The 18,257-nt window shown below is 74.9% G+C and carries 18 protein-coding genes; 9 read left to right on the forward strand and 9 right to left on the reverse strand.

All coding sequences use genetic code 11. The annotated features are described in order from the left end of the window. Window positions 1-84: 84 nt before the first annotated feature. Together greA and AC1Q5D_RS16310 are read right to left on the reverse strand one after the other, a co-directional pair. Window positions 85-573, reverse strand: a complete 489-nt coding sequence (greA, locus tag AC1Q5D_RS16305; protein WP_481739509.1) for a transcription elongation factor GreA — start codon at window positions 571-573, stop codon at window positions 85-87. Window positions 574-762: 189 nt separating this feature from the next. Continuing rightward, entirely contained in the window at window positions 763-1,200 is a 438-nt protein-coding gene (locus AC1Q5D_RS16310; RefSeq protein WP_481739510.1) for a DUF4307 domain-containing protein, read from the reverse strand. An 82-nt stretch (window positions 1,201-1,282) separates the two neighbouring features. On the opposite strand from AC1Q5D_RS16310, the gene mca reads away from it, so the two are divergent. From mca to AC1Q5D_RS16330, 4 genes are all read left to right on the forward strand, one after another. After that, complete coding sequence (gene mca, locus AC1Q5D_RS16315) at window positions 1,283-2,182, forward strand: mycothiol conjugate amidase Mca (RefSeq protein ID WP_481739511.1); 900 nt, start codon at window positions 1,283-1,285, stop codon at window positions 2,180-2,182. A gap of 97 nt (window positions 2,183-2,279) precedes the next feature. Then, the gene (locus tag AC1Q5D_RS16320) at window positions 2,280-2,606 is read left to right on the forward strand and encodes a hypothetical protein (RefSeq protein ID WP_481739512.1); all 327 of its coding nucleotides are present in this window, start codon (window positions 2,280-2,282) and stop codon (window positions 2,604-2,606) included. Between the two features lie 54 nt (window positions 2,607-2,660). Beyond that, window positions 2,661-4,862, forward strand: a complete 2,202-nt coding sequence (locus tag AC1Q5D_RS16325; RefSeq protein WP_481739513.1) for a thioredoxin domain-containing protein — start codon at window positions 2,661-2,663, stop codon at window positions 4,860-4,862. Then, complete coding sequence (locus AC1Q5D_RS16330; protein ID WP_481739514.1) at window positions 4,859-6,196, forward strand: hypothetical protein; 1,338 nt, start codon at window positions 4,859-4,861, stop codon at window positions 6,194-6,196. The genes AC1Q5D_RS16325 and AC1Q5D_RS16330 overlap by 4 nt, the downstream gene beginning before the upstream one ends. Here the strand turns inward: AC1Q5D_RS16330 and trhA are convergent. Then, window positions 6,171-6,761 (reverse strand): PAQR family membrane homeostasis protein TrhA, encoded by a 591-nt coding sequence (trhA, locus tag AC1Q5D_RS16335; RefSeq protein ID WP_481739551.1) that lies wholly within the window; start codon window positions 6,759-6,761, stop codon window positions 6,171-6,173. The genes AC1Q5D_RS16330 and trhA overlap by 26 nt on opposite strands. 182 nt (window positions 6,762-6,943) lie before the next feature. Here trhA and AC1Q5D_RS16340 point away from each other — a divergent pair, with 182 nt between their 5' ends. Beyond that, window positions 6,944-7,705, forward strand: a complete 762-nt coding sequence (locus AC1Q5D_RS16340; protein WP_481739515.1) for an isoprenyl transferase — start codon at window positions 6,944-6,946, stop codon at window positions 7,703-7,705. 320 nt (window positions 7,706-8,025) lie between these two features. Continuing rightward, a complete protein-coding gene (locus tag AC1Q5D_RS16345; RefSeq protein WP_481739552.1) occupies window positions 8,026-9,336 on the forward strand; it encodes a PhoH family protein in 1,311 nt (436 codons plus the stop codon). Here AC1Q5D_RS16345 and AC1Q5D_RS16350 read toward each other — a convergent pair. Next, entirely contained in the window at window positions 9,333-10,130 is a 798-nt protein-coding gene (locus tag AC1Q5D_RS16350) for a hypothetical protein (protein WP_481739516.1), read from the reverse strand. The two genes, AC1Q5D_RS16345 and AC1Q5D_RS16350, sit on opposite strands and share 4 nt — an antisense overlap. A gap of 58 nt (window positions 10,131-10,188) precedes the next feature. Here AC1Q5D_RS16350 and AC1Q5D_RS16355 point away from each other — a divergent pair, with 58 nt between their 5' ends. Further along, window positions 10,189-10,695 carry a prepilin peptidase gene (locus AC1Q5D_RS16355; RefSeq protein ID WP_481739517.1) on the forward strand — a complete coding sequence of 169 codons (507 nt, stop codon included), beginning with the start codon at window positions 10,189-10,191 and terminating at the stop codon, window positions 10,693-10,695. A 4-nt stretch (window positions 10,696-10,699) separates the two neighbouring features. Next, entirely contained in the window at window positions 10,700-11,170 is a 471-nt protein-coding gene (locus AC1Q5D_RS16360) for an NUDIX hydrolase (protein WP_481739518.1), read from the forward strand. A 1-nt stretch (window position 11,171) separates the two neighbouring features. On the opposite strand, the gene AC1Q5D_RS16365 is transcribed toward AC1Q5D_RS16360, so the two are convergent. The 3 genes from AC1Q5D_RS16365 to AC1Q5D_RS16375 form a co-directional block, all read right to left on the reverse strand. Next, window positions 11,172-12,590: a class II fumarate hydratase gene (locus tag AC1Q5D_RS16365; RefSeq protein WP_481739519.1), complete on the reverse strand. Its 1,419-nt coding sequence runs from the start codon at window positions 12,588-12,590 to the stop codon at window positions 11,172-11,174. 82 nt (window positions 12,591-12,672) lie between these two features. Further along, window positions 12,673-13,317 (reverse strand): carbonic anhydrase, encoded by a 645-nt coding sequence (locus AC1Q5D_RS16370; RefSeq protein ID WP_481739520.1) that lies wholly within the window; start codon window positions 13,315-13,317, stop codon window positions 12,673-12,675. Between the two features lie 59 nt (window positions 13,318-13,376). After that, window positions 13,377-14,009: a DUF4245 domain-containing protein gene (locus tag AC1Q5D_RS16375; RefSeq protein WP_481739521.1), complete on the reverse strand. Its 633-nt coding sequence runs from the start codon at window positions 14,007-14,009 to the stop codon at window positions 13,377-13,379. 53 nt (window positions 14,010-14,062) lie between these two features. Here AC1Q5D_RS16375 and glpX point away from each other — a divergent pair, with 53 nt between their 5' ends. Then, a complete protein-coding gene (gene glpX, locus AC1Q5D_RS16380; RefSeq protein ID WP_481739522.1) occupies window positions 14,063-15,139 on the forward strand; it encodes a class II fructose-bisphosphatase in 1,077 nt (358 codons plus the stop codon). 187 nt (window positions 15,140-15,326) lie between these two features. Here glpX and manA read toward each other — a convergent pair whose 3' ends face one another. Then, a complete protein-coding gene (manA, locus tag AC1Q5D_RS16385) occupies window positions 15,327-16,589 on the reverse strand; it encodes a mannose-6-phosphate isomerase, class I (protein ID WP_481739523.1) in 1,263 nt (420 codons plus the stop codon). Window positions 16,590-16,619: 30 nt separating this feature from the next. Then, complete coding sequence (locus tag AC1Q5D_RS16390; protein WP_481739524.1) at window positions 16,620-18,257, reverse strand: LCP family protein; 1,638 nt, start codon at window positions 18,255-18,257, stop codon at window positions 16,620-16,622.

An 18,257-nucleotide genomic window follows, 5' to 3' on the forward strand; every position in this document is an offset into this window, starting at 1 on the left:
CCCCCTTTACCCACACCCCCACAAAGTCCCTCCCCCCCCCCCTAGGGAGAACCCCCCCCGCCGCCGTGCTGGGCTTCGGGCCGGCTAGGCCGAGTACGGCTTGGCCCCGAGGATCTCGACGGCGATGTCCTTGCCGTTGGGCGCGGTGTAGCTGAGCTTGTCGCCGGCCTTGTGGCCGTTGATGGCCTGGCCGATCGGGGAGCGCTCGCTGAACACGGTCAGGTCGGTGTCCCCGGCGACCTCGCGGCTGCCGAACACGAACGTGGTCTTGTCGCCGGCGATGACCGCCTCGACCAGCATGCCGGGCTCGACGACGCCGTCGTCGGCCGGCGCGTCGCCGACCTCCGCCTTGGCGAGGAGGTCCTTCAGGTAGGCGATGCGCGCCTCGGCCTTGCCCTGCTCCTCCTTGGCGGCGTGGTAGCCGCCGTTCTCCTTGAGGTCACCCTCGGAGCGGGCCTGCTCGATGCGCTCGACGATCTCCGCGCGGCCGGGCCCCTGCAGGTGCTCGAGCTCGGCGGTCAGGCGGTCGAAGGCCTCCTGGGTCAGCCAGACGGCGTCGTTGTTGGTGGGCACTGCTTCTCCTTGTGGTGACGGCCCGGCGGCTGCCGGGCCTGGACTTCCCTGCCCGGCCCGGGGGCCCAAGCAAAGACCCCGCCGCGTCGGTGACCAGCAAAATGCCGTGCACCAGGCGGCGGGGCGAACTCTCTTGGGGAAAAGTCTAGCGAGACGGGGCGACACAAGCCAACCGGCGTGTCGCGCCCGTCACACCTCCCAGCAGGAGCCGTGGCCGCCGGACGTGCCGATCGACTCCGTGCGCAACTCCACGGTGCGCCGCACCGTCTCCTGCCCGCGGCCCCCGCCGGCGGGAACCCGGACCGTGGACCAGCCGACGACCGCGTACTCCTCGTTGAGCACCTGGACGGAGCACTCCACGGCCGCGTCGGCGGGCTTGGTGATGTCGATGGTCACCGTCGCCGAGGTGTCCGACGTGATCTCGAACGCGATGTCCTTCGCCTCCAGCCGCTGGGTGTTCAGCAGGGTCACGACGGCGGCCGCCCCGACCGCGAGGACGAGGGCCGCCGCCACCAGCCAGCGCACCGTGCGCCGCCCGAGCGCGCGCTTGGGCGCCCCATAGCGATTGGCTAGGCTGGGGGCAGTGGAATTCTGCGTCGCGGACCGCGGCGGCTCCTGGGCGTCCATCCCCACCAGTCTAGGTCCCGCCCGGGCGGCGCACACATCCGAGAACCGACAGGAGCACCCGAGAGTGGACGAACCCCAGACCGTGCCAATTCCCCCCTCGCACGGGCTGCGGCTGCTCGCCGTGCACGCGCACCCCGACGACGAGTCGAGCAAGGGCGCCGCGATGATGGCCGCCTACGCGGCCGCCGGCGCCGAGGTCATGGTGGCCACCTGCACGGGCGGCGAGCGCGGCGACATCCTCAACGCCGCCGCCGGCGAGCTGGCGCACGCCCACCGCGACCTGGCGGGCCTGCGCCGCACCGAGATGGCTCAGGCGGCCGAGGCGCTCGGGGTCAGCCACCGCTGGCTCGGCTTCGTCGACTCCGGGCTGCCCGAGGGCGACCCGCTCCCGCCGCTGCCCACGGGCTGCTTCGCGCTGCAGCCGGTCGAGCGCGCCGCGGCGCCGCTCGTGCGCCTGATCCGCGAGTTCCGGCCCCACGTCGTGACCACGTACGACGAGAACGGCGGCTACCCGCACCCGGACCACATCATGACCCACAAGGTCACGGTGGCCGCGTTCGAGGCCGCCGGCGACCCGGAACGGTACCCGGGCCTCGGCGAGCCCTGGGCCCCCGCGAAGCTGTACTACGACCGGGCGTTCAGCCCGGACCGCTTCCTGGCCCTGCACTACGCGATGGAGGCCGCCGGCCTCGAGTCGCCCTACGCCGAACGGGTCCGCCTGTACGAGGAGAAGCCGGACGACCAGATGTTCCGCTGGGCCAGCCCCCACCAGACCACCACGCAGGTCGCCTGCGCGGACTTCTTCGCCCAGCGGGACCGGGCCCTGCTGGCGCACAAGACCCAGATCGACCCCGAGGGGTTCTTCTTCGCCGTCCCGACCGAGCTCTACGCGCGGCACTGGCCGTGGGAGGACTACACGCTGGTCCGCTCGAGCGTGGCCACCGAGATCCCCGAGGCCGACCTGTTCGCCGGCCTGCGCTGACCGGGCGCGCCCGGAGCCCGCGGGAGGCGCGCCCCCGCCGGGTAGACTGGATGGAGCGCGCCGACGCCGGCGCCCACCCCACGAAAGAGCCTGAGAAGTGAACCTGATCCACCAGTTGTCCGTCACCGCGAGCAGCCTCGGCGGCGCCCCCACCGAGGACGCGGCCCGGGAGATCGGCCCCGGTTTCGCCGGGTTCGTCGCCACCGCGGCGATGGTGATCGTGGTGATCTTCCTCATCCGCGACATGGCCCGCCGCATCCGCCGCGTCCGCTACACGGGCGAGGCCGAGCAGCGGCAGGCCGACCTCGTGGAGCGCGGCCGCGCGGCCGCGGGGGACGACGAGATCCTGCCGGAGCGGAACCGGCCAACCGGCGGCGTCGGCGACCCCGGCACCCCGGGGCGGGACCGCCCCGGACCCAGCTAGCACCCCACCCAGCGCGGCCGGGGGAGCGGGGCGGCCGGGCGGAATCGAGGAGCCATGGCCGAGCGGATCGCGGACGCCGCGTCCGAGTACCTTCGCCAGCACGCCCACCAGCCCGTGGACTGGTGGCCCTACGGCGCGGACGCCTTCGCCGAGGCCGCGCGCCGGGACGTGCCCGTCTTCCTGTCCATCGGGTACGCGGCCTGCCACTGGTGCCATGTCATGGCGCGGGAGTCCTTCGACGACCCGGAGCTGGCGGGGTACCTCAACGCCCACTTCGTCCCGGTGAAGGTCGACCGCGAGGAGCGCCCCGACGTCGACTCCGCCTACATGTCCGCCACCCAGGTTCTGACCGGCCAGGGCGGCTGGCCGATGAGCGTGTTTGCGCTGCCCGACGGGCGCACCGTCCACGCCGGCACCTACTTCCCGCCGTCCCCGCGCGTGGGCCAGCCCTCGTTCCGGCAGGTCCTCGAGGCCGTCGCCGACGCGTGGGCGCACCGCCGCGGGCCGCTCGTGCGGCAGGCTGGTGCCCTCGCCGAGCGGCTCGGCACCCTGGCCGACGCCCAGCGCGGCCTGTTCCGGACCCCGGCCGCCCCGGGGGAGGCGGACGACGGGGGCGCCCGGGCCGCGGGGGACGACGGCGGCGCGGGCGCCGCGGGCGGCCCCGTGCGGCTGCCGGAGGCCGCGCGGCCGGTCCCCGAGGGCCTGCTGGACGCCGCCGTCGGCGCCCTGGCCGCGACCGAACACCCCCGCGGCGGCTTCTCGCCGGCGCCCAAGTTCCCGCCGTCGTCCGCCCTGGACTTCCTCCTGGCCCACGCGGCGGTGCTCTCCGGGCCCGAGGGGCAGGCCGCGGCCCTGGCCGACCGCACCCTGGAGGCCATGGCCCTGGGCGCCCTGCACGACCACGTCGGCGGCGGCTTCGCCCGCTACTGCACCGACGACCGCTGGCGCGTGCCGCACTTCGAGAAGATGCTCTACGACAACGCGCAACTGCTGCGGCACTACGCGCGCTGGGCCGTCCAGGCGGGGGACCCGGCGCACCGGGACCTGGGCCGCCGGGCCGCGCTCGGCACGGCCGCGTTCCTGGAGCGCGACCTGCTCCTGGACGGCGGCGGCCTGGCCTCCTCGCTCGACGCGGACACCGTCCTGGCCGACGGGACCCACGCGGAGGGCGGCACCTACGTCTTCTCCGACGAGGAGGCCGCGGCGCTGGCCGGCGGCGACTGGGAGGCGCTCGCGCCCCTGTTCGACGGCGCCCCCGTCGAACCCCTCGCGGCGCCGGGGCCCCTGTCCCCGGCCGAACCCCGCACCGTGGCCCTGGCCAGGATCCCCGACGCCGCGGAGTGGGACGCCTGGGACCGGGTGCGCCCGCGCCTGGCCGAGGCCCGGGCCCGGCGCCCGCAGCCGGCCCGCGACGCGAAGGTCGTCGCGGCGTGGAACGGGCTGGCCGCGCAGGCGCTCGCCCAGGCGGGGATGCTGCTGGGCGAGGACCGGCTCACCGGCCTCGCGGAACGGGTCGCCGGCCACCTGTGGGACGTCCACTGGGACGGCGCAGGGCTGGCCCGCGTCTCCTACGGCGGCCGCCCCGGCGGGCCCGGCCTGTTGGAGGACCACGCCGCGGCCGCCCTGGGCTTCCAGGCCGTCGGGACCGCGACGGGCGACGCGGGCTGGTTCGATCGCGCCCGCGCCGTCCTCGCCGCCTCCCGCGACCGGTTCCTCTCCGGCGGGGAGCCCCGCGACGCCGCCGAGGCCGAGCCCATGCTCGCCGCGGCGCGCGGCGGCCGCGCCCGGCTCGAGCCCCTCGACGACGCCACGCCCAGCGGCACCGCCCTCGCCGCGGCCGCGCTCGCGGCGCAGGCAGGGATCGACGGCGACGAACCCGGCCTGGGCACCGCCCTGGAGCTCGCCGCCCCGGCCCTCGCGCTGGCCGGCCGCGCCCCGCACGTCGTCGGCACGGCGCTGGCCCTCGCCGCGCGCTGGGAGGCCGGACCGGCGGGGGCGGGGCCCGCGAGCCTGGGCCTGGCCGGCGGGACGGACCAGGAACGGGCGGCCGGCCTGCGGGCCGCGGTGCTCGCCGGGGCCGCCGCCGCGTGGACGCCGGAGGGGGAGGCCGCGCCCGCCCTGCTCGCCGGACGGCCGCCCGGCGAGAACGGCGGCCTGCGGGCCTACGTCTGCCACGGGACGGTGTGCCAGGCCCCGCTGGCGGACGGCGCCGCCGTCGCCGACGCGCTGCTCGCACCCGGCGTGGACCGGCGGTGACGCGACCCGGCGGGACACCGCAGGAGGCCGGGACGCCCGGTCCACGGGCCCGCTGGCACCGGCGGGCCAACGCGCCGGTCGCGGTCTGGCTCGCCGTGGCCGCCGTGGCCGCCGCCGCGTCCGGGCAGGTGCCCGCCGCGCGGTGGCTGACGCTGCACGCGCTGCTGCTCGGCGCGGCCGGGACCGCGATCCTGGTCTGGAGCACGCACTTCGCCGAGGCCCTCCTGCGCGGGCCCGCCGCGAACCGGCGCCCGGTGGCGTGGCGCCTGGCCGCCTACACGGCGGGAGCGGCCGCCGTCGCCGTGGGCGTCCCGTGGGGCTCGGCCGCCGCGACCGTGGCCGGTTCCGCCCTGGCCGGGGGCGCGTTCGCCTGGCACGCCGTCGCCCTCGCCCGGCGGTCCCGGGCCGCCCTGCCCTCGCGCTTCGGCGCGAGCGTGCACTACTATGTCGCGGCCGGCCTGCTGCTGCCCGCCGGGGCCCTGCTCGGGGCGGCGCTCGGCACGGGGACGGGCGGAGGCGACGCCCGCGCCCGACTGCTGTTCGCGCACTGGGCCGTGAACCTGCCGGGCTTCATCGGGCTGGCGGTGCTCGGCACGGCGGCGACCCTGCTGCCCACCATGCTCCACGCGCGCGTGGTGCCCGGGGCCGAGGCCACCGTCCGCCGGGCGTGGGGCCCGCTCCTGGGCGCGGTCGCGGTGGCGGCCGCGGGGGCAGCCACCGGCTGGGTCCCCCTGGCCGCGGCGGGCTTGGCCGGCTATGCCCTGGCGGCCGGCTACGCCGCGTCGTCGCCGCTGCGCACCCTGGCCGCCCGCCGGCCCCGGGACTTCGCGCCGGCGTCCACGGCGGCGGCGCTGCTGTGGCTCGTGGTCGGGATGGCGGCGCTGGCCGCCGGCGTGGCCGTGTGGGGCGGACCGTCCTGGGACGCCGTCGTCGGACTGGTCCGACTGGCCGTGCCCGTCCTCGCCGCCGGGTTCGTGCTCCAAGTGCTCCTGGGGGCGCTGGCCTACCTGGTGCCCGTGGTGCTGGGCGGGGGACCGGCAGCGCTCAAGTGGCGCGCCGCCGCGCTCGGGCGCGCGGGCCGGATCCGGCTGGCCCTGCACAACGCGGGCGCCGCCGCGCTCGCGGTCGCCGCGGCCGCGCGGGCCGGGGCCGCGCGGGCCGGGGCCGCGGCGGGACCGGGCGGGCCGACGGCGGGGCCGGAAGCCGGCGGCGGGCTCGGCTGGGCGGACGCGCTGGCTGCGGGCGGGACCGCCGCGTGCGGGGCGGCGCTGGTCTGGTTCCTGGTGCTCCTGGCGGGGGCGGCCCGTGTCAGCGGCCCAGCACGGCGAGCATGATCGCCACGTAGTGGCAGGCGAAGCCGCCCACCGTGAACGCGTGGAACAGCTCGTGGAAGCCGAACCACTCCGGGTGCGGGTTCGGCCGCTTCAGCCCGTAGAACACGGCGCCGGCGATGTACAGGGCCCCGCCGACGCAGACCAGCACGGCGGCCGGGACGCTGGCGGCGAAGAAGTCGCCGATGAAGGCCAGCGCCGCCAGCCCCAGCGCCACGTACACGGGCACGTAGAGCCACCGCGGTGCGTGCGTGAACACGACCCGGAACAGGACCCCGGCCAGCGCGCCCGCCCAGATGAGCGTGAGGACCAGGGCGGCCTTCGGCTCCGGCAGCAGGGCCCACGAGAGCGGCGTGTAGGAGCCGGCGATCACCAGCATGATGTTGGTGTGGTCCAGCCGCTTGAGCACCAGCTTGACCGGCGCCGTCCAGCGGCCGATGTGGTACGTCGCGGACACCGCGAACAGGGCCAGGCCGGTCACGGCGTACACGGCGCTGACCCACTTGCCCGCGGGGGCGGGGGCCAGGGCCACGAGCACGATCCCGGCGGCAAGCGCCAGCGGGACCATGCCGGCATGGATCCATCCGCGCAGGCGCGGGCGGAGGTCCTCGTGGGGTGCTGGGGCGGCGGGAGTCGACACGCGGCCAGTGTAGGACAGCGGCGGCGCCATCCGCCCGGGCGCCCCGGCAGGCGGTAGCGTGGGACGTGCGCCTCCCACGGGGGGAGGCGCGACGAGCGGATGGAGGCGCGGTGAAGCTGCCCGGGTTCCTCTACGGCCTGTACGAGCGGGCCCTGGAGCGGGAACTGTCCCCGGAGAAGCTTCCGGGGCACATCGGCATGGTGGTGGACGGCAACCGGCGCTGGGCCAAGCTCGCCGGCGCGCCCACGGCCCACGGGCACCAGGCGGGGGCCGACAACATCGTGCAGTTCCTGGGCTGGTGCCGCGAGCTGGGGATCGGCACCGTCACGCTCTACATGCTCTCCACCGACAACATGCACCGCTCCGGCGACGAACTGCACCAGCTCACCGGGATCATCGCGAACCTGCTGGACCGGCTCGCGGAGGACCCCGGCCTGAACGTCCAGCCCGTGGGCGCCCTCGAGCTCCTCCCGGAGGACCTCGCCGGGTCCCTGCACCGCCTGGCCAGCGCCACCCGGGCCGCCACCGGCCTGCACGTCAACGTCGCCATCGGGTACGGGGGCCGGCGCGAGATCGTGGACGCCGTCAAGGAGCTGCTGCGCGACGCCGCCGCGGCCGGCCGCACGGCCTCCGACGTCGCCGAGTCGCTCGAGCCCGAGGACGTCTCCCGCTACCTGTACACGCGCGGCCAGCCGGACCCGGACCTGGTCATCCGCACGTCCGGGGAGCAGCGCCTCTCCGGCTTCCTGCTCTGGCAGAGCGCGTACAGCGAGTTCTACTTCTGCGAGGCCCTCTGGCCCGACTTCCGCAAGGTCGACTTCCTCCGGGCCCTGCGCGACTACGGGGACCGGCAGCGCCGCTTCGGCTCGTAGCGGGCGGGGGCACCCGAAGTTCACCCCGCGTTTCGCGACGCGTGGCGTGGCGGTTCCACCGCCCGGCCCGCGCGGGTCTAGCTTGGGGGCATCGGGCGGCAACAGGGCCACCCGATGCGGAAAGGCCACCGATGGGACTGCTTGCTTCGTTCCCCGGGGAGGCCGGCACCGGCCTCGCGGCCGTTCCGGTCCACCCGCAGGAGAGGTCCTAGGGCATCCCGCCCTGGTTGGGAGTCATCGTGGCGCAGACGCACACCGCCCCCGTAGCAACGACGACCGGCACCGCGCCGGCGGACCCGAGGGAGGCGGCCGCGGCCGCCATCCCCGACCGCCAGAGCGTGGGCGAACGGTCCTACGTGTTGGACACGTCGGTGCTGATCTCCGACCCGCGCGCCGTGCAGCGCTTCGCCGAGCACGAGGTGATCGTGCCCATCGTCGTCATCACCGAGCTGGAGAAGAAACGCCACGACCCCGAGGTCGGCTACTTCGCGCGGCAGGCCCTGCGCCTGCTCGACGACCTGCGCATCCGCCACGGCGGCCTGGACCGGGCCCTGCCGCTGGGCGACGAGGGCGGATCGCTGCGCGTCGAGCTCAACCACGTCTCCACCGAGGTCCTGCCCGTGGGCTTCCGCGGCCAGGACAACGACTCGCGGATCCTCGCGGTCGCGAAGAACTTCGCCGACGAGGGCCGCGACGTCACCGTGGTCTCCAAGGACCTGCCCATGCGCGTGAAGGCCTCGGCCATGGGGCTGAAGGCGGACGAGTACCGCAACGAGCTCGTCGCCGACTCCGGGTGGACCGGCATGGCCGAGGTCGACGTGGCCGACGCCGACGTCGAGGCGCTCTACCACCACGAGCCGGTCGCCATCCCCGAGGCCGCCGAGCTGCCGGTCAACACCGGGCTCGTCATCCTCTCCAGCCGGGGCTCGGCCCTCGGCCGGGTCGGCGCCGACGGGCTGGTCCGGCTCGTGCGCGGCGACCGCGACGTGTTCGGCCTCCACGGCCGCTCCGCCGAGCAGCGCCTGGCCATCGACCTGCTCACCGACCGGGAGGTCGGCATCGTCTCCCTCGGCGGCCGGGCCGGCACCGGCAAGTCCGCGCTCGCCCTCTGCGCCGGCCTCGAGGCCGTCCTCGAGCGCCGCGAGCACAAGAAGGTCGTCGTGTTCCGTCCGCTCTACGCCGTCGGCGGGCAGGACCTGGGCTACCTGCCCGGCAGCGAGAGCGAGAAGATGGGGCCGTGGGCCCAGGCCGTGTTCGACACGCTCGGCGCCGTCGTCTCCGACAACGTCATGGAGGAGGTCATGGACCGCGGCCTGCTCGAGGTCCTGCCCCTGACGCACATCCGCGGGCGGTCCCTGCACGACTCGTTCGTCATCGTCGACGAGGCCCAGTCGCTGGAGAAGAACGTCCTGCTGACGGTGATGAGCCGCATCGGCCAGAACTCCAAGGTGGTCCTGACCCACGACGTCGCCCAGCGCGACAACCTCCGCGTCGGCCGGCACGACGGCGTCGCCGCCGTCGTCGAGACCCTCAAGGGCCACCCGCTCTTCGGCCACACCACGCTCACCCGCTCCGAGCGCTCGCCGGTGGCCGCGCTGGTGACGGACCTGCTGGAGGGCGGCCGGATCTAGCCCCCGCCGCGCGCCTGGCCGGTGTCCCAGGGGATGTGCTCCCGGACATCGGTCAGGTGCACCGGGTCGCCGACGAACAGGTCGTCCAGCATGTACTCGTCCACGCCGTCGATCCGCACCGCGTGCCCCCGCCCGGCGAAGGGGCCGTCCAGCTCCTCGGCGACGACGCACACCGCCGTCCGCCAGTCGACGACGACCCGGTTCCGGCCCGCGCCCAGCAGCGGCGAGCCGGGGGTGGCCGGGGCGTAGCCGCGGTTCGGGACCAGGACCGCGGCGACGGCGGGCCGGCCCTCGTGGACGGTCCGCTCCAGGGAGTCGATGGCCGCCGGGGCGGCGAACGGGGACCCCGCCGGCGCGGGCCCGCTGCCGGCCAGCTCGACGGGGTCCAGGAGGGCGGCCCAGCGCGGGTCCGCGAACACGGGGTCCCCGTAGGCCGCCTCTGGGCGGCGCCGCACGAGCGAGTCGTCGTCGTACACGGGCGCCGACAGCCGCGGCGGCAGCAGCCAGGCCGCGCGCGTGCCGGACGCGTAGAAGGAGCCGCGGGAGTCGTTGATGCCGGTGGTCCGGAAGAGCAGGCGGCCGGCGTCGTCCTCCACGCGCAGCGCGCCCGGGCGGCGCAGCCACGCCCGCACCGCGAGCGGGGCCGCCGCCCCGGCGCCGGGGCCGCTCCACTCGAGCCGGAAGCGCAGGGTCTCCCAGCGCCACGGCGAGGACCGGCACAGCCGGCGGAACGCGGCGGCCGTGAAGGGCTCGGGCGGGGCCGCGGGCCCGGTGAGGCTCCAGGGATCCGGCATGCCCACAGTCTAGCCAGCCGGTCCGCGCGCGGCGGCGGGGTGCAGTAGGTTGGAGGGCATGATCGACGCCCTGGGGGAGCTGCGCGCGACGAGCCCGATCGCGACGGCAGCGCTGGCGCTGGCGCTGTTCCTGTTCGTCGTCAACGGGGCCCGGCTGGCCTGGATCGACGCGCGCAGCCACCTGCTGCCCAACCGGATCATCTTCCCCTGGTACCCGGCCGCGCTCGTCCTGCTCGGCGCCGCCGCCGGCCTGCCGGGGGAGTGGGGGGCCCTGCTGCGCCTCGTCCTGGCCGGCGCGGCCCTGTTCGCCTTCTACCTGGTCCTGCACCTGGTCCAGCCCTCCGGCATGGGGCTGGGGGACGTGAAGCTCGCCGGGATCCTCGGGATGTACCTCGGGTACCTGTCCTGGGAGCACCTGCTGCTGGCCACGCTCGCGACGTTCGTGCTCGGCGGCGCGTACGGCATCGCGCTGATCGCCCTGCGCCGGGCCACGCGCAAGAGCCACATCCCGTTCGGGCCGTTCATGGTCGTCGGGGCGGCGGCCGCGCTGCTCGTGGCAGGATAGCCGCATGCCGGTCCCAGACTTCATCGCCGAACTGCGCACCAAGATCGGCCACGATCCGCTCTGGCTGCCCGGCGTCAAGGCCGTGGTCCGGAGGGACGACGGCGACCTGCTGCTCGTCCGCCGGGCGGACAACGGCCGCTGGACGCTGCCCGCCGGGATCATCGAGCCCGGGGAGGAGCCCGGCCCGGCGGCCGTGCGGGAGGTCGAGGAGGAGACCGGCGTGGCCGCCGCCGTCGAGCGCCTCGTCGGCGTCGCCACCACGGACCCGGTCACCTACCCCAACGGGGACCGGGCCCAGTACCTCGACGTGATCCTCGCCCTGCGCCACCTGGGCGGCGAGGCGCGGGTGAACGACGACGAGAACACGGCCGTCGGCTGGTACGCGCCCGACGCGCTGCCGGACCTGCCGCCGAAGCACCGCCGCGCGGTCGAGTGGGCCCTGGACCCGGACCCGACCCCGCGCCTGCTCGGCTGAGCTACGGGGCGGCCGGTCCGGTCATCGAGGCCACGTCCAGGGCCGCGTCGAGCTGCTCCTCCGTCAGCTCGCCGCGCTCCACGAAGCCCAGCGCCAGCGTCGCCTCCCGGACCGTCAGGCCGTCGGCGACGGCCTTCTTCGCGATCTTCGCCGCGTTCTCGTACCCGATGAACCGGTTCAACGGGGTGACGATGGACGGGGACGCCTCGGCCAGGAAGCGCGCCCGCTCCTCGTTGGCCTCGATCCCGTCGACCATCTTGTCCGCCATGACGCGCGACGTGTTGGCCAGCAGGCGGATGGACTCGAGCAGGTTCGCGGCCATGACCGGGATGCCCACGTTCAGCTCGAACGCGCCGTTCGTGGAGGACAGGGCGATCGTCGTGTCGTTGCCGACGACCTGGGCGGCCACCATGATCGCGGCCTCGCAGATCACCGGGTTCACCTTGCCGGGCATGATCGACGAGCCGGGCTGCAGGTCCGGGATGGCGATCTCCCCGAGCCCCGTGTTGGGCCCCGAGCCCATCCAGCGCAGGTCGTTGGCGATCTTCATCATCGAGTAGGCGATGGTGCGCAGCTGGCCGGAGGCCTCCACGAGCCCGTCGCGGTTGGCCTGGGCCTCGAAGTGGTTGCGCGCCTCGGTGATGGGCAGGCCGGACTCCTCGGCGAGACGCTCGATGACCCGCTGCGGGAAGCCGGCCGGGGTGTTGATGCCGGTGCCGACGGCGGTGCCGCCGAGGGGGACCTCCGCGACGCGCGGCAGGGCGGACTGGACGCGCTCGATGCCGTAGCGGACCTGCGCCGCGTACCCGCCGAACTCCTGCCCGAGCGTCACGGGCGTGGCGTCCATGAGGTGGGTGCGCCCGGACTTGACCACGTCGGCGAACCGTTCGGCCTTGCGCTCCAGGGACGCGGCGAGGTGCTCCAGCGCGGGCATCAGGTCGTGGACCAGGGCGGACGTCGCGGCGACGTGCACGGAGGTTGGGAAGACGTCGTTGGAGGACTGGGACGCGTTGACGTGGTCGTTCGGGTGCACCGTGGTGGAGCTGCCGGCGTCGGCCAGCGCGCGGGTGGCGAGCTCGGCCAGGACCTCGTTCATGTTCATGTTCGAGGACGTCCCGGAACCGGTCTGGAAGACGTCGATCGGGAAGTGGGTGTCGAATTCGCCGGACGCGACGCGGTCTGCGGCCGCCGCGATGGCGTCCGCGCGCTCGGCGTCGAGGACCCCGAGCGCCGAGTTGGCCAGGGCGGCGGACTTCTTCACGAGGGCCAAGGCCTCGATGTGCTTGCGCTCGAGCCGCTTGCCCGAGATCGGGAAGTTCTCGACGGCGCGCTGCGTCTGGGCCCGGTAGAGCGCGTCGGCCGGGACCCGGACCTCGCCCATGGTGTCGTGTTCGATGCGGTAGTCAGCAGTGTCAGCCATGGGGCCACCCTACGCCGGGGCCGCCGCGGGCGGGATGGGGCCGGGCGGGCGGCGGCGGGCCGCCGCCCGCCCGGCCCGGGGGCTAGATGGCGCCAAAGTGGTGGACGAGTTCGGCCTTGCCGTCCGCGAGGTGGTAGGCGAGGCCGACGACGGCGGTGCGCCCGTCCTCGATGGCCGCCGCGATGATCTTGGACTTGTCCGGAAGCCGGTCCGTCGTCTGCTTGACGTGCTCGACGACGTGGTCGTCGATGTCCGTGATGCCGGCCTGGCGGGCGGCCAGGACGGACGGGGCGATGCGCTCGACGAGGTCGCGGATGAAGCCCGGGGGCATCCGTCCGTGGTCGACGGAATCGACGGTGGCGGTCACGGCCCCGCAGGAGTCGTGGCCGAGCACGACGACGAGCGGGACGTTGAGCATCTCCACGGCGTACTCCAGGGACCCCAGCGCGGCCGGGTCGATCACGTGCCCCGCCGTGCGGACGACGAAGACGTCCCCCAGGCCCACGTCGAAGATGATCTCGGCGGCCAGCCGCGAGTCGGAGCACCCGAAGATCACCGCGAACGGGTTCTGCGTGGCCACGAGCGACGCGCGCCGCGCGGCGTCCTGGTTGGGGTGGTCCGTGGACTCGGAGATGAAGCGCATGTTGCCTTCGCGCAGGCGCTTCCACGCCTCGGCGGGCGTCGGCGGGGTGGGGGCGGTGGGGACGGTGGGGGAATCCTCGTGCATGGGCTCCAGAATAGCGCGGGAGTGGCGCGCGTTACCGCCGGGCTGGGCCCCGCCCAGCGCTAGGGAAGCTCCGCGAGGACTGCGCGGGCGGCCGTCTCGGTCTCGGCGGGCGACGCGTCGGTGGTCAGCAGGACGGTGGAGCCCCGTCCGGCGTGGACGTACGTGGTCTCCTCCGGGCCCTCGAGCGTGTCCCACACGGTGCCCGCGAGCGTCGTCGGCCCGGCCGGCGCGGCGTCCTCGGCGTGGTGGGCGATCCAGGTCGGGTTGGGCTCGGCGGCCTGGCGGAGCCACACGAAGCCGCCTTCGGGCGTCACGAACCCGGTTTCCCAGTAGTCGATGCCGTCCGCGGTGCCGGACACCCAGCGCGCGAAGTTCGCGGACCAGCCCTCGGGCAGGTCCGGGGCGGCGGGGTCGAAGCCGGCCACGGCCGCGGCCTGGCCGGCGACCGCCTCGACGTCCACGTGCCGCTCGTAGGTCTCGGCCGTGCTCGTCGGGTTCAGCGCGATGACGGGCACCACCACGGCCACCGTCAGCAGCGAGGAGATGACCATGCCCTTGAGCGTCTGGTTGGCGCGCTTGGCCTGGGCGGCGGTGAGGACGGGCTTGGGCGCGTCCGCGGCAGGCTGCGGTGCCCCGGCGGCGGGGGAGGCCGCGTCGGGGACGGTCGGGGCGGGGCGGTCGGTGCTGCTCATCGTCTCCATTGTCCCCGATGTCATGCCCACGGCCGAAACCGGGCCCGGGGGATATGATCCCAAGGGGCGGCTCAGGCCGCCGAAACCGCTCAACGACGAGGAGCACCGTGACCGAAGCCACGAATTTCGCCCACCTGTCCCCACGACTCTCCGTCGGCGACGCCGAGCCGGACCGCAACCTGGCCCTCGAGCTGGTGCGCGTCACGGAGGCCGCCGCCATCGCCTCGAGCCCCTGGGTGGGCCTGGGCGACAAGAACTCCGCGGACGGGGCGGCGGTGGACGCCATGCGCTCCCTGCTGTCCACCGTCAGCTTCAACGGCGTGGTCGTGATCGGGGAGGGGGAGAAGGACGAGGCCCCGATGCTGTACAACGGCGAACGGGTCGGGGACGGCAACGGCCCCGAGGTCGACGTCGCCGTCGACCCGATCGACGGGACCCGCCTGACGGCGCTCGGCATCAACAACGCGCTGTCCGTGCTCGCGGTTGCCGAGCGCGGCACGATGTTCGACCCGTCAGCCGTGTTCTACATGGAGAAGCTCGTGACCGGCCCGGAGGCCGCCGAGCTGGTGGACCTGCGCCTGCCCGTGAAGCAGAACCTGCACCTCATCGCCAAGGCCAAGAACAAGCCGATCAGCCAGGTGACGGTCTGCCTGCTGGACCGGCCGCGCCACGCGGGAATCATCGAGGAGATCCGGGCCGCCGGGGCGCGCACGAAGATGATCATGGACGGCGACGTCGCCGGGGCCATCGCGGCCACCCGCGAGGGGACCGGGGTGGACGCGCTCATGGGCGTCGGCGGCACCCCCGAGGGCATCGTCACCGCGTGTGCCATCCGCGCCCTCGGCGGCGTCATCCAGGGCCGCCTGTGGCCGCAGGACGACGACGAGCGGCAGAAGGCGGTCGACGCCGGCCTCGACGTGGACCGCGTCCTGACGACGACGGACCTGGTCACGAGCGACAACTGCTACTTCGCCGCGACGGGCATCACCGACGGCGACCTGCTGCGCGGCGTCCGCTACCGCGACAAGCGCATCCTGACCCAGTCCATCGTGATGCGCTCGAAGTCGGGCACGATCCGCTTCGTTGAGGGCGAGCACCAGGCCCGGAAGTGGGAGGCGTACACGCGCTAGGAGCGCGGACGCGGCAGGGGCCCCGGACGACCGCGACGGCGGTGTCCGGGGCCCCTGTGCGTCGTCCCACCGGCGTCCTACAGCCGGCCGCCGGCGGTGGCCCGGAGGGGCGGCGCGGTGTGCGGCGCAGGGTGGCGCGGCGGGCGGCGCAGCGTGGAGCAGGGTGGCGCGGCGCGCGGCCGCGCGCCTAGGCGACGGGCGCGACGGCGGGGGGCCGCTCGGAGACGGTGACGGCGAACGCCGTGGCGGGGGCCCCGTCGAGCGGCCGCACGACCAGCGGCGCGTCGCCCGGGCCCGCGAACAGGCTCCCGCCGGCCTCCAGCCGCACGTCCCCGCGCGGCCCGTCCACCAGCAGCGGTCCCCGCGTGCACAGGAGCACGACCGGGCCGTTCTGGGCCACGGGCACGTCGCCCCCGGAGGCGCCCTGCCCCGCGGGGTCGATCTCGATGTGCTGCAGCTGGAACTCGTCGAACGGTGGCCGGTAGATGCGCCGGCCCAGGGGGTCGTCCGCGGCGGGGACGGTCCGCGGGACGGGCTGCGGGGTGAAGTCCACGGTCGCCAGCAGCTCCGGCACGTCGATGTGCTTGGGGGTCAGCCCGCCGCGGAGGACGTTGTCCGAGTTCGCCATGACCTCGATGCCGAGTCCGCGCAGGTAGGCGTGCACGTTGCCGGCCGCCAGGTGCATGGCCTCCCCGGGGGCCAGGACCACGTGGTTCAGCAGCAGGGAGACCACGACGCCGGCGTCCCCGGGGAAATGCCCGGCCAGGGTCGCCAGTTCCGCCAGAGCGGGCTCGTCGGCGAACGCCCCCGAGGCCGAGGCCCCGGCAGCCGCCTCCACGAGACGCTGCGTGTCGGCGCCGCCGTCGAGCAACCCGGCGAACGCGCCGCGCAGGTTCCCCGCACGCAGCCTCGACGCCGTCTCCCGCGCCGCGGCCGCGGCGCCGTCCCGACCCGCGGGCAGGGAGGCGGCCAGCCGCTCGAAGAGGGCCGCGGACTCGACCGGGTCGCGGAACCCGGACAGGGCCGCGAAGTCGGTCAGCGCGAAAACCATCTCCGGCTTGTGGTTGTCGTCGCGGTAGTTCCGGTGCGCCGCGTCGCGGGGCACCCCGGCGGATTCCTCCGCGGCGAAGCCGGCCCGCGCCTGGACGAGGGTCGGATGGACCTGCAGCGACAGCGGCTTCGCCGCGGCGAGGACCTTCGCCAGGAACGGCAGGCGGCCGAAGCGGGCGGCGGCCTCCGCCCCGAGGGCGGCGCCGGGGTCCGCGGCGACGAGCCGGTCGAGCGGCGTCCGCGCCCCGTCGGCGGCGATGGCCGTCGACGGGGCCCCGGGGTGGGCGCCGAGCCACACCTCGGCCTGGGGAGCGCCGTCCGGGCGGGTCCCGAACAGCTCCGGGATCAGCGTGGGCGATCCCCACGCGTAGTCGCGGACGGTGTTCTCCAAGCGGTGCATTGATTCCCCTTGCAGTGGCCTGCAGGCCGGCTAGCCCGGCGCGCAGCCGGAGTTGTTGGACGCGATGAGCTCGAGGCGCCCGGTGTCGCCGACGATCTCCAGCTCGATGAGGTACTCCTCGGTGATCGGGGAGCCGTCGCGCTGGGTGGTGGGCACGGCCGGGCCGCCGAGCCCGGGTTCGATCTCCTCGCCCGAGCCGCTCGGCTCGGTGGACGCCGTGCGGACGAGGGCGGACCCGGGGGCCGCCACGGCGCCCGTGGCGCCGGTGCCGGCCGGACGCGCGGGGGCGGCGGCCTCCGCGCCCCCGTCGGAGGCCTCGGCCAAGAGCGTGTCGAGGCGGGAGCGGATCTCGTCGAAGTCCGGGAACGTCGAGAACCGGTCCCCGGAGGTGCCGAAGTCCGGGGCGCCGAGGGTCAGCCGCTCGAAGGGCTGGTCGGTCGCCCTGTCCGCGAGGTTCATGAAGCCGCCGAGCTGGCTCTGGGGCAGGTCCGTCTCCACGAGCTGCTCCCCGGCCTCCATGATGCCCGAGAAGCGCGTCAGCACGGTCTTCGGGTTGAACTGGCTCATCATGGCCTGCTGCAGGCACTGTTGGCGCCGGATGCGGTGGTAGTCGGTGGTGAAGTACCGGGAACGGGCGAACCAGAGGGCCTGTTCGCCGTTGAACGTGTGCTCGCCGGGCGCGAACCAGCGGGTCCGGACCGTGGTGTCCTCGCGGGGCGCGCCGCGGTAGGGGACCCAGCCCTCCGAGACGATGGAGACCCCGCCCATGGCGTCGATGAACTCCTCGAAGCCGCCCATGTCGACCAGCACGTAGCCCTGGACCTTGAGCCCGGTGATGCCCTCCATCGCGTCCATGGTGGCCTCGGCGCCGGCGTTGGACCCCTCCGGGTAGACGTCGGCGTGTTCGGCCTCGACGGTCGGGTAGAGGGCGTTGATGATGCACGCGTCCCCGCAGCTGAAGCCCTCGGGGTAGACCTCGTGCAGGGGCGAGTCCTCGGGGAACGGGGCGTTCTGGAAGTTCCGGGGCACGGAGATGACGGCCGTCTGGCCCGAGTCCGCGTCGATGCTGAACAGGTTGATGCTGTCCGGGCGCAGCCCGACGCGGTTCTCGCCGGCGTCCCCGCCCATGACGAGGATGTTGTAGCGGCCGTCCACCGGTTCGATCGGCGGGCCGGACGCGAACACGTTGGAGATCGTGCCGCGTCCCATGTTCAGGATGTGGGCGCCGTAGCCAAGCAGGCCGCCAGTGGCCACCATGAGTACGACGGTCGCGGCCGCGACGATCGCCCGCATGCCGGGGGCGAGCAGGCGCGGCCGGATGATCGCGAGCGTGTTGAGGAACAGGAGCACCCAGCCGACGGCCAGCACGGCGAGCACGATCGCAAGGACGAGCTGCACCGAGGGGCGGGCGAGGACCTCGATGAGGATGCCGCGGTTGACCAAGGCCACCGCGAGCACCGCCAGCAGGACGGCCCAGCAGCCGATCGTCACGGCCAGGGCCCGTCGGCCGAGCCCGCGGTTGCCGGCGACGACCTGGGCTCCGCCGGGGACGAAGACCGTCAGCAGGAGCAGGAACGCGGCCCGCTTGCTCCGCACGGGGAGGGAGGCGGACTCGGGTTGGTGCATCGGGTCGGAGCCGATGCCGGTGGGGGTCGCGTCGTGGTCCAT

It is taken from the genome of Arthrobacter paludis (genome assembly GCF_056782315.1).